The organism is Methylobacterium sp. yr668, assembly GCF_900116245.1.
Classification (GTDB): Bacteria; Pseudomonadota; Alphaproteobacteria; order Rhizobiales; family Beijerinckiaceae; genus Methylobacterium.
In genome coordinates this window covers 80759-93881 of record NZ_FOZY01000002.1, presented here as the reverse complement: position 1 = coordinate 93881, position 13123 = coordinate 80759, and the positions used below count along the sequence as shown (strand labels likewise).

The window sequence follows — 13123 nt, the reverse complement described above, 5'->3', positions numbered from 1 at the left end:
GGTCAGGTGGCCAGCGCCTCTGCCTCGTCCTCGGCTTCGATCTCAGCATCCGCCTCGGTCGTCTGACCGGATGCGCCGGCCGCCTCCGCGAGGCCGCGGGCCGCCTTGCGCAGGAGCTTCCGGAGGCGGCGGCGGTCGGTCTTGTCGAGGTAGTCGAGCAACTCGGCCTCGACCTCCTCCTGGATCCGCTCGATGGCCTCGGCCTTGGCCCTGCCGGTCTCCGTGAGCTGGACCCGCACCACACGGCCGTCGCCCGATTCGGCCCGGCGCTCGACGATGCCGAGGGCCGCGAGCCGCGTGACGGTCTTGGAGGCGGTGGGCGGCCGGACGCGCAGCAGGGCGGCGAGATCGCCCATCGTCATCGTGCCGGCCGCGGCGAGCGCCTGCACCACCTGCTCCTGGCCGGCGAACAGGCCGAGCTTGGCCAGACGGTCGCCGGTCCGTGCCCGGTGCAGGCGCGCCGCCTGCACCAGCGCCCAGCCGACGCTGCGCACGCCGGGCGGCCTCAGCTTCTTGGACGGGAGTCCGAGCACCGCGGCCTCGTCCTGATGATCGCGCTTCTGCTTGTCGCCCACCGGAGCGCCCGAATTAGAGCCGGCGGCCGCCGGACGATCCTGAATCTGCACCGTCCACCCCCATCAAGCGGCCGCCCCGGTCCCTGTGGCGCCGACCGGTGACGGTGCGATGACGGGGCTGGCGCGGAGGCCCGCTCAGCAGTGCATGAGACGCTGGAGACGGTCCAGGATGTCCTCGCCGGTGCAGGGACGGGCGATGAACTCGGCATGCTCGGGCATGCGGGCCGGGTCCGGGGCCGCGCGCCCGGACACGATCAGGATCGGCAGTTGCGGCCGCGCCTCGGCCACGGAGCTCGCGAGGTCGAAGCCGTCGGTCTTGCCCGAGAGCTGCACGTCCGTGACCAGCCCGCAGATGTCCGGGCGCGCCTGCAGGATGCTGAGCGCCCGCTCGGCCGAGGCGCACTGGACGGTGTCGTAGCCGCCTTCCTCCAGCACGTCCCCGAGGTCCATGATCGTCAGCGCCTCGTCCTCGACGAGGAGGATTACCGGCCGATCGCCGCTCGAACCCGTCTGCTCGCTCGCCACTGTGTACTCCCTTCGGCAGCACCCGGCCGCGCGGGCCGCCGCACGCATCTCCAGCCGTAGGCCCAACGGCAGAAACGGTCCCGGGTTGCAGGCCGGCACCGGGGCTCGTCACGGGAAAGTGGAACGCGCGGCCCTCATGTCGATGCCGGCGCCAGCTCGGTCACCACCCCGGCGACGGCCTCGACGAGCCGGTCGAGATCCGCCGCACCGATCGTGAGCGCGGGGGTGAGGTAGACGATGTCGCCGAAGGGCCGCACCCAGACGCCGCGGGCGAGCAGTTCCGCCTTCAGGACGGCCAGATCGGGCGCCCGCGCGAACTGGACCGCGCCGATGGCCCCGAGGACCCGGACATCGGCCACGCCGGGCACACGCCGCAGCGGCTCCAGCCCCGCGGCGAGGCGCTCCGCGATGGCGCGGGCCTGGCTCAGGCGCGGCTCGGTCTCGAACAGGTCGAGGCTGGCATTGGCCGCCGCGCAGGCGAGGGGGTTGGCCATGAAGGTCGGGCCGTGCATCAGCGCCGCCGCCGGATCCTCGGACCAGAACGCCGCGAACACCTCCGTGCGGGCGACCGTGGCGGCGAGCGCCATCGTGCCGCCCGTGAGCGCCTTCGACAGGCACAGGATGTCGGGCACGATCCCCGCCTGCTCGCAGGCGAACAGGCTGCCGGTGCGCCCGAAGCCGGTGAAGATCTCGTCGGCGATGAGCGGCAGCCCGTGGCGGCGCGCCAGCCCGGCGACCGTCGCCAGCACCTCCGGCGGGTGGGTCCGCATCCCGCCGGCCCCCTGCACCAGCGGCTCGACGATCACCGCCGCCAGGGTGTCGCGATGGGCCGCCAGGGCCGCGTCGAGCGCCGCGGTCTCGGCCGCGCTGCGCGGCAGGTCGCAGAAGATCTGGCTCGGCAGGTAGGCACCGAAGCGGCGATGCATGCCCTCCTCGGGGTCGCAGACCGACATCGCCCCCATCGTGTCGCCGTGGTAGCCGCCGCGGAACGCGAGGACCTTCGTCCGCCCGCTCACGCCGCGGTTGATCCACATCTGCGCCGCCATCTTGAGCGCGACCTCCACGGCGACCGAGCCCGAATCGCTGAGGAAGACGTGGTCGAGATCGCCCGGCAGCAGGGCGGCGAGCCGCCGGGCCAGGGCCTCCGCCGGCGCGTGGGTGAGGCCGCCGAACATCACGTGGGGCATGCGCGCGAGCTGGTCGGCCACCGCGCCCGCTATGTGTGGGTGATTGTAGCCGTGCACCGCAGTCCACCAGGAGGCGATGCCGTCCACGAGCTCGCGCCCGTCGGCGAGGCGGATGCGGGTGCCCTGGGTCGCGACCGCCTCCAGGGGCGGCGCCGCGCGGCGCATCTGCGTGTAGGGCCGCCAGAGATGGCCTGCGGGCGTTGCGAGGGTCATGCGCCTGGCATGATGTGGCCTCGGCCGGGGGTCAAGGACCGGCACCCGCCGCTTGACATTGTCCGCGCGGCACCGCCCATCCCCGTCCCCATGGACAGCCTCGACGCCTTCGCCACCGGGAAACTCGACGCCCTCGAGGCCGGCAGCCTGCGCCGCAAGCTGGTGCCGACGGAGCGCGGCGCCGGCGCCGCGGCGGCGCGGCGGGGACGGGCGCTCGTCTCCTTCTCGTGCAACGACTATCTCGGCCTCTCGCATCACCCGCGGGTGATCGCGGCGGCCCAGGCCGCGGTCGCGAGCCACGGCGCGGGGGCGGGCGGGTCGCGGCTCGTGACCGGCGACCACCCCTATCTCGGCGCCCTGGAAGCCGGCCTCGCGCGCCACAAGGGCACGGAGGCCGCCCTGGTCTTCGGCAGCGGCTACCTCGCCAATCTCGGCATCACCCCGGCGCTCGCCGGGCGGGGCGACCTCGTCCTGCTCGACGAGCTGTCCCACGCCTGCATGTGGGCGGGCGCGCGGCTCTCGGGCGCGCGGGTCCTGACCTTCCGCCACAACGATCCCGGCGACCTCGCGGCGCGGCTCGCTGAGCACCGGCCGCACCACGGGCGCGCCCTCGTGCTGACCGAGCGCGTGTTCAGCATGGACGGCGACCGGGCGCCCCTCGGCGACATCCTGGGCATCGCCGAATCCTTCGACGCCTGGACGCTCGTGGACGACGCCCACGGCATCGGCGTGGTCGAGGACGGACCGCGGGCGCCCCTGGAGATGGGCACCCTGTCGAAGGCGCTCGGCTCGTACGGCGGCTATCTCTGCGCCTCGCGCCCAGTCATCGACCTGATGACGAGCCGCGCCCGCAGCTTCGTCTACACCACCGGCCTGCCACCGGCCTCGGCCGCCGCGGCCCTGGAGGCGCTGGCGATCTTGGAGGCGGAGCCCGAGCGCCGGGCCCGTCCCCTCGCCCTCGCCCGGCGCTTCACCGCCCGCCTGTGCCTGCCGGAGGCCGAGAGCGCGGTCGTGCCGGTCCTGGTCGGCGAGGCGCAGGCGGCGCTCGACATCTCGGCGGCGTTGGAGGCGCAGGGCTACCTCGTGGTGGCGATCCGCCCGCCGACCGTGCCGGCCGGCACCGCGCGGCTGCGGGTCGCATTCTCGGCCGCCCACGACGAGGCCCAGGTCGACGCCCTCGCGGAGGCCGTGGCCGCCCTGATCGGTTGAGCGCGGGCGCTTCTCGGTGATCGCGCCAATACTCATATCTGCGAGCCGAACAAGCGGCTGCGGACACCGTTCGTCTCTGCGAGCGCAGCGAAGCTAGGCGGGGCGGCACGACCCCTGGGATCGTGGCGCCACGCTGGATTGCTTCGCTGCGCTCGCAAAGACGGTGAGGGCGTCGCGACAACCTGCTAAGGCGTTTCGCGCATCGAGAACCCGATCCGGCCGCCCGAGGTCGGGCGACATCATCGAGAGGACGACGCCATGGACGCCACCGCGCTGCGAACCCTCCAGGCTCCGATCAAGGACAAGTACCGCACCGCGCCGGACGCGGCGGTCATCACCTTGAAGGCCAGGGGCACGCTGGACGACACCAAGATCGCCTGCAAGGTCGAGACGGGCCGCGCCATCGCGGAGGCCGGGCTGCATCCGGCCACGGGCGGCTCGGGCGCGGAGCTGTGCTCGGGCGACATGCTACTTGAGGCGCTGGTCGCCTGCGCGGGCGTGACGCTCAAGGCGGTGGCGACCGCCCTGGAGATCCCGCTGCGCGCCGGCACGGTCAGCGCCGAGGGCGACCTCGATTTTCGTGGCACCCTCGGGGTGGACAAGGAGGCGCCGGTGGGCTTCCGCAGCATCCGCCTGTTCTTCGAGCTCGACACCGACGCGCCGGAGGACAAGCTCGCGCAGCTCCTGAAGCTGACCGAGCGCTACTGCGTCGTGTTCCAGACCCTCAACCACAAGCCGGAACTGTCGGTCGCCGCGACGACGGCCTGACGGAGCGCACCATGGCGGACGGCATCACCCAGGCCGAGTACTGGAACGGCGAGGTCGGGACGCGCTGGGCGCGCAATCAGGCCGTCCTCGACGCGATGTTCGTCCCGCTGACGGAGGCGCTCTTCGCCCGCGCGGGGCTCGCCCCGGGCGACACGGTGCTCGACATCGGCTGCGGCGCGGGCGCCACGACCCTGGAGGCCGCGCGCCGGGTCGGGCCCGCCGGGAGCGTGACGGGCGCCGACATCTCGGCGCCGCTCCTCGCCGTGGGGCGGGAGCGCGCCGAGGCGGAGCCCCCCGGGAGCGCGTCGCTCCGGTTCGTCGAGGCCGATGTCGAGACGGCCGATCTCGGCCGGTTCGACCACGTCGTGTCGCGGTTCGGCGTGATGTTCTTCGCGGATTCCGCCCGCGCCTTCGCCAACGTGCGCCGGATGCTTCGGCCGGGCGACCGGATGACCTTCCTGTGCTGGCGGCCCCTCGCCGAGAACCTGTGGGTCGGCGTGCCGCGCGACGCGGTGCTGCCGCTCCTGCCGGAGGTGCCGCCGCCGCAGCCCGACACGCCGGGTCCGTTCCGCTTCGCCGACGCCGACCCGCTCGTCGCGCTCCTGCGCGGGGCCGGGTTCGACGCCGTCACCTGCGATGCCCTCGACCGGGACATCGTCCTCGGGCAGGGCGAGACCGACGCGGCGGCGGTCGCGGCGGCCACCCACGTCGCCCTGAACCTCGGGCCGAGCTCCCATCTCGTCCGCGAGGCCGCGCCGGATCTTCGGGTGCGCGCCGAGGCGGCCGTGGCGGAGGCCCTCCGGCGGCACGCGGCGGGCGGCGCCGTGCGCCTGCGCGCCGCCTGCTGGCTCGTCCAGGCGGGATAGGTTCCGCGCCGCTGCTCGCTCTCACCGTCTTCGCGAGCGGAGCGAAGCGATCCAGCCCGCGCGACGACCCCGGGCGTCCCGCTGCCCTGGGTCACTGCGCTGCGCGCGTGATGACGAACGGCGCGACGGCCGCCGAAGGGTCGATCGGAAACGGTATCAGAGACCCAGCGCGCCGCCGTCCGAGCGCGGGTCGTGGGTCGCCTCGATCCGCCCGTTCCGGGGATGGCGGACCAGCATGCCGGCATGGCCGAGCGAGTCGATGTAGGAGCCGCCGAGTTCCTCGATCTCGTGGCCGAGTCGGCCGAGGGCCGCGATGCAGGCCGGATCGAACCGATCCTCCACCTTCACGCTGAGGGAGGGCGCGCCCCAGGTGCGCCCGTAGAGCAGGCGCGGCGCGTCGACCGCGTCCGCCACCGACATCCCGTAATCGGCGTAGCGGGTGAAGATCTGGGCCTGGAACTGCGGCTGCCCGTCGCCGCCCATGCTGCCGTAGCTCATCACCCGCCCGTCGTCGAAGGCGGCGAGCGCCGGGATCAGCGTGTGGAACGGGCGCCGGCCCGGCTCCAGGGGATTCACGGCCTTCGGGTCGAGGGAGAACGACATGCCCCGGTTCTGCCAGCAGATGCCGGTGGCGGGCAGGACCGTCCCGGAGCCGTACTCCCAGTAGACCGACTGGATGTAGGAGACGGCGAGGCCGTCCTTGTCGATGGCGCCCATCCAGACCGTGTCGCCGTGACCGGGATCGGGCAGGGGCACCCGGGCGGCGCGGCCCATGTCGACGAGCGCGGCCTCGCGGGCGAGCCGGTCCGGGGTCAGGAAGGTGGCGGGATCGTGCCGCAGGCGGGCGAAATCGGTGACCACCCGGTCGCGGATCGCGAAGGCCCGCTTCGTCGCCTCGATCAGCCCGTGGTAATGGGCCGTGGTCTCGGGCTCGGCGATGTTGAGACAGTCGAAGATCCCGAGGATCAGGAGCGCCGAGAGCCCCTGGGTCGGCGGCGGGAAGTTGTAGAGCGTCGCGTCGCGGCGGCGGATCGACAGGGGCGCCCGCTCGACCGCCGCGAAGGATTCCAGATCCGCCCGGGTGACCGGCGCGCCGAGGCGCTCCAGGTCGGCGGCGATCTCCCGGCCGATATCGCCGCGGTAGAAGTCGCCGAGGCCCGCATGGGCGAGCTGCTCCAGGGTGGCGGCGAGCAGCGGGAGGCTCCGGGTCTCGCCGGCCGGGAACGGCTTGCCGTCCTTCAGGAACGTCCGCGCGAAGTTCGGGGCGTCGTGGAGGGTGTCGAGTTCCTGGGGCACGTAGCGCGCCTCCGACGGGGAGACCGGGACGCCGGCCCGCGCCTGCGCGATCGCGTCGGTCAGCAGGGTCTCCAGCGGGAGGCGGCCGCCCAGCGCCCGCGCCAACTCCAGGGCGAGGCGCCAACCGCCCACCGCGCCGGCGACCGTCACCATCGCGTCGGGGCCGCGGGCGGGGATCGCGTCGTAGCCCTTCTCGCGGTAGCGCGGGATCGTGGCGAGGCGCCCGGCCGGACCGCAGGCCTCGATGCCGCGCACCCGCCCGCCACGCTCGCGCACGAGCCAGAAGCCGTCGCCGCCGATTCCGTTCATATGCGGGTAGACCACCGCGATGGAGGCGGCCATCGCCACCATCGCCTCGATGGCGTTGCCGCCCTGCGCCAGGACAGTCTGCCCCGCCTGGGCGGCGAGGCTGTGGGGCGCGGCGACGGCGGCGGACGTGAAGACGGGGGTCTCGGGCATCGACGGTCCTGTGGTGTACCGGCCGCAGGGTTAGGCGAGCGCGCGGCTCCTGCAAAGGTCGAGCGTGTTCGACCAGCACGCCGTGCTATTCTGCGGCCCGTACTGTCGCCGACTAGCGGCCCATGGTCCGGAAGCTCATAGCCTCGTTTGCCCTGGCCCTGTCGGCCGTGCCCGCCGCGGCCCAGCAGCACGTGCCCTCGGTCTTCGAGGGCGCGGGCGCCGATCCGCGCGTCTCGGTCTCCCAGCCGGAGACCACCAGCCAGGCCTCCGGCGGCTACATCCGCTCGGTCGAACCCTCGCTCGGCCCGCTCGGCGATCCGCTGGGGATCCGCCCGGTTCTGAAGGAGCGGGGCATCGAGTACAGCCTGACCTACATCGTCGACGTGCTCGGCAACCCGGTCGGCGGCCTGCGGCAGGGCGCGATCGTCGAGGACCGCCTCAACCTGCGCCTCAACCTTGACCTCGACAAGCTCGCGGGCTGGCAGGGCGCGACGGTCCACGCCAACGCCTACTTCATCCACGGCACCGGCCTGTCGCGCTACTACGTCGGCAACCTGCTCACGACGAGTGTCATCGAGGCGCTGCCGTCGACGCGGCTCTACGTTCTCTGGCTCGACCAGAGCCTGATGGACGGAAAGCTCGGGATCAGGATCGGCCAGCAGGCCGCCGATACCGAGTTCTTCGTCAGCCAGACCGCGACCCTGTTCGTGAACTCGACCTTCGGCTGGCCGGCCATCACCGGGCTCGACCTGCCGAGCGGCGGCCCGGCCTACCCGCTCGCGGCGCCGGCGATCCGGGCCAAGTACGTGCCGGGCAATGGCTTCTCCCTGCAGGTCGGCCTCTACGACGGCGATCCGGCCGGCGCGAACCGCCCCGGTCGGGATCCGGAGGCGCAGCGCCTCGACCGGACGGGCACGAATTTCCGCTTGCGCGATCCGGCCCTGGTCATCGCCGAGGCCACCTACGCGTACAACATCGCGCCCGGCGCCCGGGGATTGCCCGGGGACATCACCCTCGGCGGCTGGCAGCATTTCGGCCGGTTCGACAGCCTGCGCTTCGACATCACCGGCGTGCCGCTGGCCGACCCGAACGCCACCGGGATCGGCCGGCCGGTGCGCGGCAATGCCGGCCTCTACGCGATCTACGACCAGACCCTCTACCGGGAATCCGGCAAGGACGACGAGGGCCTGGGCTTCTTCGTGCGCGCGGCGTGGTCGCCCACGCGTTCGAGCCTGATCGACGCCTACGTGGATACCGGCCTCGCCTACAAGGGCCTGTTCGAGGGGCGCGACGACGACACCGTCGGACTCAGCTTCGCCTACGCCCGCATCGGCGACGACGCCCAGCGGGCCGACCGGGACACGATCCTCTACACCGGCATGCCGATGCCGCGCCGCCGCGCCGAGGCGGTGATCGAGGCGACCTATCAGGCGGTGGTCGTGCCGGGCTTCACGGTGCAGCCCGACGCGCAGTACGTCATCCGGCCCGGTGCCGGCATCGCCGGTCCGGACGGGCGCCGGCTGCGCAACGCGGCGGTGCTCGGCCTGCGCGCGACCGTGCAGTACTGAGCCGGGCTGCGACCGCGGCACCCGGAACGCTCCCGGGCCTCCGCCTCTTTCAGCAGCATGTTGATTTTCGAGTGGGTCGTCGGCGTCCTGTTCGGCGCCGTCCTCCTGGCCGGCGTCGCGCGCCGGCTCGGTGCGCCGTATCCCGCCTTCCTGGCGCTGGGCGGCGTCGGCCTCGCCTTCGTGCCCGGCGTCCCGAACCTGCGGCTCGATCCCGAACTGGCGCTCGCCCTGTTCCTGGCCCCGGTCCTGCTCGATGCCGGGTTCGATGCCTCGGTGCGGGACCTGAAGGAGAACTGGCGCGCGGTGCTCGGGCTCGCGGTCGGGGCCGTGGCGGTGACGACCGTCGCGGTCGCGGTCGTGGCGCGGCTCGTCGTGCCGGACATGCCGCTCTCCGCCTGCATCGTGCTCGGCGCCGTGGTCGCGCCGCCCGACGCCGTGGCGGCGCTGGCGGTGCTCAAGCACGCGCCGATGCCGCACCGGCTCGCCACGATCCTGCGCGGCGAGAGCCTGCTCAACGACGCGGCCTCACTGCTGATCTACCGACTCGGCGTGACGGCCGCGATGGCCGGCACCTTCCACCCGGCGGAGGTGGCGCCGGCCTTCCTCCTGGGCGTGGTCGCGAGCCTCGTCGTCGGCCCCTGCCTCGGCCTGCTGTTCGTGGCCGTGACCCGGCGCGTGACCGATCCGGCGAGCGCGATCGTGCTCCAGTTCGTCGCTGCCTTCGGGATCTGGCTCGCCGCGGAGCGGCTGGAGCTGTCGGGGGTCCTGACCATCGTGACCTTCGCGGTGACGGTCGCACGCCGGGCACCCGGCGTCACCGCGCCCCGCGCCCGGGTGATCTCCTACGCGGTCTGGGACACGGCGGTGTTCGTGCTCAACGTCCTGGCCTTCGTGCTGATCGGCATCCAGATCGACCCGATCCGGGACCGATTGAGCGGCGCGGACGCGTGGCAGGCGCTGATCCTCGCGGGCGCGACCTTCGCCACCGTGGTCCTGACCCGCCTCGCCTGGGTGATGCCGACCACAGGGATCCGCGGGTTCGGCCTCCGGCAGGCCGGCGCCCCGGCGCGGCTGGGCCCGGGGATCGCCCTGTCGTGGGCGGGCATGCGCGGGATCGTCACCGTGGCGGCCGCCCTGGCACTGCCCGCCGAGTTCCCGCACCGGGATCTCGTGGTGGTCACCGCCTTCGTCACGGTGCTCGGCACCCTGATTATCCAGGGCCTGACCCTGCGGCCACTGCTCGCCCGTCTGCGGCTGGAGGACGATGATCCGGTGGGCCGGGAGACCGGTCGGGCCCGCGCGGCTGCCTACGAGGCCGCCCTGGAGAGCCTCGCCGACGCCGAGAACGAGCCGGCGACCGACGCCCTGCGCGCCGAGTTCCGCGCGGCCCTCGCGGAGGCCGAGGCGCACGACGAGGGCTTGGCGCCGGAGAGCCTGCCGGCGGATGCCGCGCGGCGGCGCGCCGTCGAGGCCGCCCGCGACGCGGTGCTCGCCCTGCGCCGCCAGGGGCGGATCGGCGACGACGCCTACTACCTGCTGGAGGAGGAATTCGACTGGGCCGAGCTCAGCGCGACCCCGCGCGCGGAGACCTGAGCGCGCCCCGTCAGACGCCCTTGCGCGCCGCGATCCGGGCCTCGATCGCGTCCCAGACCGCGACCGACAAGTCGGGGCCCCCGAGTCGCTGGATCGCCCGGATGCCGGTAGGGGAGGTGACGTTGATCTCGGTGAGGTGCCCGTCGATCACGTCGATGCCCACCAGGATCAGGCCCCGCCGCGCCAATTCCGGGCCGATCGTGGCGCAGATCTCGCGCTCGCGGTCGGTGAGCTCGGAGGCGGAGGCGGCGCCGCCGCGCACCATGTTGGAGCGGATATCGTTCGCGGCCGGCACGCGGTTGACCGCCCCCATCGGGACGCCGTCGACCAGGATGATGCGCTTGTCGCCCTCGGTGACCCGGTCGAGGTAGCGCTGCACGACCCAGGCCTCCCGGAAGGTCGTGGCGAACAGGTCGAACATCGAGCCGAAATTCGGGTCTTTCTCGGTGACCTTGAACACGGCCGCGCCGCCGTGCCCGTGCAGCGGCTTCATCGCCACGGTCCCGTGCTCCAGCCGGAAGGCCTCGATCTCCGCCTTGTCGCGGCTGATCAGCGTCGGCGGCATCAGCTCGGGGAAGTCGAGGACGAACAGCTTCTCGGGCGCGTTGCGCACCTCGAAGGGATCGTTGACCACGAGGGTCTCCGGATGGATCCGCTCGAGCATGTGGGTGGCCGTGATGTAGGCCATGTCGAAGGGCGGGTCCTGGCGCATCAGCACCACGTCCGCCTCGGCGAGGTCGATCCGCTCCGGCGGCGCCAGGGTGAAGTGCGCGCCCTCGACGTCCTGCACTCTCAGCCGCTCGACGCGGGCCGTCACGCGCCGGCCCTGCATCGAGAGCCGGTCGGGCGTGTAGTAGACGAGCGCGTGCCCCCGCCGCTGGGCCTCCAGCAGCAGGGCGAAGGTGGTGTCACCCGCGATCCGGATGTTCTGGATCGGGTCCATCTGGACCGCGACGGTCAGGCTCATACCAAACGCCCCTCGCCAACGGCGGGCAACTCGACCGGGTCCCGTCTCAATCGTCGGACAGGGATTTGCTGCCGGTGCGCTTGTCGTAGTCGCCGATCGCCGCCCGGCATTCCGGGGACAGGCGCTTGCGGTTGCGCATCATGCAGCGATCCGCGTCCTGGCTGTTCGGATCGACGCCCGCGCAGAGGCGGAAATAGTCGTTCGCGCAGCCGAGCTGCAGGCCCTGATCCTCCCGCTGGGCGTAGGCGGGGCCGGCGGTCAGCGCGAACAGCGCCAGCGCCGCAGTAGCCAAGCCGCGGCGGCGGAAGGCGCGCAGGGATCGTTCCGGAACCAGTCGCATTCAGCGGTGTCCTCAATCTCGATCGGGCGGAGAGCCGACACGGCGGTCCCGCCATCGCCCGTGCCCGGCATATCGGTCGGGCCGGGCGGTAGGCAAGCGTCGAGGGTCCCGACGGGTTCCGCGCGGCAACGTCGCGGCCACGCTTCGCCGCGGTGTGGCGCGCGGGTCGCACAGCGCCGCCGCCCGGCGGGCCGTCCGCACATAAGAAGGCCCCGTCCGGATCGGACAGGGCCTCAAGTCGAAGGGAGGAAACGCCCGCCATGGGCGCGAACACCCACGCAATTCACGGGCCAACTCCTGCCAGCACCGCGATTCCCGGCCGGAGCCCGGAAAGACTCCGTTAACCACGTCGTGCTGGATTGTTTCGGTAGCCCTTGCCGACGCCCTCCGAAGGGCCCGGGCCAGATGCTCGGACCGCCGACAGGAGCCGGAGACCATGACCCTTATCAAGCCGCTGGAGACCGGCGAAGCCCGTTCGTCGAAGCCCGTCGCCGATCCGGCGCGCAGAGCCGCGCAGGCCCCGTCCGCCACCCTGATCCCGTTCCCGGGCGCGGAGGCGCGGCGGACCTGCCGGATCCCGCGCTCCGGCGAGCGGCGCGGCGAGATCCTCCTATTCCTCGGCGTGCGCTACGAGCGCCTCGCGTCCTGAGGACGTCCCCGCGCATGTCAGCCCGGCCGCGCGACACCACCGACGGTTCTCCCATGTCAGCCCCGGATCGCCGGCAGCCCGACCGCGCGCGCACCGCGCTGCGCCTCGCCCCCGCCGGCGCCGCGCTCGCCCTGCTCGCGGCCTGCACCCAGAGCGGCGATTTCGGCCGGCCGCGTACGGGGGTTTGGAACGGGCTCATCGACACGACAGGCAGCTTCAGCACCCGGGATCGCGGGCGCCTCCTGCTCGATTCCGGCCTCACCGACGACGAACTGACCCTGCGCGACCGCGCGTGGCGGTTCGTCGCGCCGGCCAGCAACTTCACGGCCTTCCAAGACACGGTGTTCGGCCTCGCCAGCGCCCACGCGCTCCCGCCGACGTGGCGCTACGAGGAAGTCGGCGCCTATTACGAGGCCCTGACGGCGGAGCCGTCCCGCTCCCCAGTCTCCCGCTATCGGAAGCTCAGCGACGACGCGACCGCCGACGCGCGGCTGATCCCGCTCTTCGTGGCGCTGGCCGCCCGCGTCATCGACGCGGATGCCGCTCGCCTGCGCAGCCTGCCCTTCGCCAAGACCCTCGACGACGCCGCCGTGCGGGATGCCGTCCAGCGGGTCGCCGAGAACCGCTGTCTGATCGCCTGGGTGCGCTTCGAGGCCGGCCTGCGGCTCGCCCGCTACCGGTTCGCGCTGGAGCACCTGTTCGCGGCCGCGCCGGCACCGGAATCGGTCTCGGCCGAGCGGTCTATCCTGATGCTGGCCGCGCGCCGCAACCTGCTCGACCCGCTCCTGCCGCCGGACGCCGCGGCCCGGTGCGGCCTCGGGCCGCTTCCGCTGCCGCCCCCACCGGTCGCGCAGGCGGAACCGCTGGTGGTCAAATACTGAGCGCTCGAGGCCGCCCGAGGATGAAGG

Annotated in this window: 13 protein-coding genes; 7 read left to right on the top strand and 6 right to left on the bottom strand. The window is 73.1% G+C overall.

Annotated features, from left to right (window positions below; all coding sequences use genetic code 11):
• Positions 1-2: 2 nt before the first annotated feature.
• From BM419_RS02960 to BM419_RS02950, 3 genes are all read right to left on the bottom strand, one after another.
• On the bottom strand, positions 3-575 hold the full coding sequence (locus BM419_RS02960) for a MarR family winged helix-turn-helix transcriptional regulator (protein WP_244540691.1): 573 nt from the start codon (positions 573-575) through the stop codon (positions 3-5).
• A 135-nt stretch (positions 576-710) separates the two neighbouring features.
• Positions 711-1100: a response regulator gene (locus tag BM419_RS02955; protein WP_020093672.1), complete on the bottom strand. Its 390-nt coding sequence runs from the start codon at positions 1098-1100 to the stop codon at positions 711-713.
• Between the two features lie 134 nt (positions 1101-1234).
• Positions 1235-2500: an adenosylmethionine--8-amino-7-oxononanoate transaminase gene (locus tag BM419_RS02950; RefSeq protein ID WP_091924872.1), complete on the bottom strand. Its 1266-nt coding sequence runs from the start codon at positions 2498-2500 to the stop codon at positions 1235-1237.
• Between the two features lie 90 nt (positions 2501-2590).
• On the opposite strand from BM419_RS02950, the gene BM419_RS02945 reads away from it, so the two are divergent.
• From BM419_RS02945 to BM419_RS02935, 3 genes are all read left to right on the top strand, one after another.
• Positions 2591-3709: an aminotransferase class I/II-fold pyridoxal phosphate-dependent enzyme gene (locus BM419_RS02945; RefSeq protein ID WP_091924869.1), complete on the top strand. Its 1119-nt coding sequence runs from the start codon at positions 2591-2593 to the stop codon at positions 3707-3709.
• Positions 3710-3967: 258 nt separating this feature from the next.
• The gene (locus tag BM419_RS02940) at positions 3968-4477 is read left to right on the top strand and encodes an OsmC family protein (protein ID WP_091924866.1); all 510 of its coding nucleotides are present in this window, start codon (positions 3968-3970) and stop codon (positions 4475-4477) included.
• A gap of 11 nt (positions 4478-4488) precedes the next feature.
• On the top strand, positions 4489-5343 hold the full coding sequence (locus BM419_RS02935; protein WP_091924863.1) for a class I SAM-dependent methyltransferase: 855 nt from the start codon (positions 4489-4491) through the stop codon (positions 5341-5343).
• Positions 5344-5499: 156 nt separating this feature from the next.
• On the opposite strand, the gene BM419_RS02930 is transcribed toward BM419_RS02935, so the two are convergent.
• Positions 5500-7098 (bottom strand): gamma-glutamyltransferase family protein, encoded by a 1599-nt coding sequence (locus BM419_RS02930; RefSeq protein WP_091924860.1) that lies wholly within the window; start codon positions 7096-7098, stop codon positions 5500-5502.
• A gap of 122 nt (positions 7099-7220) precedes the next feature.
• On the opposite strand from BM419_RS02930, the gene BM419_RS02925 reads away from it, so the two are divergent.
• The gene (locus tag BM419_RS02925) at positions 7221-8666 is read left to right on the top strand and encodes a carbohydrate porin (protein WP_091924857.1); all 1446 of its coding nucleotides are present in this window, start codon (positions 7221-7223) and stop codon (positions 8664-8666) included.
• Between the two features lie 57 nt (positions 8667-8723).
• On the top strand, positions 8724-10259 hold the full coding sequence (locus tag BM419_RS02920; RefSeq protein ID WP_020093679.1) for a cation:proton antiporter: 1536 nt from the start codon (positions 8724-8726) through the stop codon (positions 10257-10259).
• 10 nt (positions 10260-10269) lie between these two features.
• Here BM419_RS02920 and gshB read toward each other — a convergent pair whose 3' ends face one another.
• Entirely contained in the window at positions 10270-11226 is a 957-nt protein-coding gene (gene gshB, locus BM419_RS02915; protein ID WP_020093680.1) for a glutathione synthase, read from the bottom strand.
• 46 nt (positions 11227-11272) lie between these two features.
• A complete protein-coding gene (locus BM419_RS02910) occupies positions 11273-11566 on the bottom strand; it encodes a hypothetical protein (RefSeq protein WP_020093681.1) in 294 nt (97 codons plus the stop codon).
• 436 nt (positions 11567-12002) lie between these two features.
• Here BM419_RS02910 and BM419_RS02905 point away from each other — a divergent pair, with 436 nt between their 5' ends.
• Positions 12003-12215, top strand: a complete 213-nt coding sequence (locus BM419_RS02905; RefSeq protein ID WP_042674087.1) for a hypothetical protein — start codon at positions 12003-12005, stop codon at positions 12213-12215.
• Positions 12216-12268: 53 nt separating this feature from the next.
• A complete protein-coding gene (locus BM419_RS02900) occupies positions 12269-13096 on the top strand; it encodes a hypothetical protein (protein ID WP_091924854.1) in 828 nt (275 codons plus the stop codon).
• Positions 13097-13123: the final 27 nt, after the last annotated feature.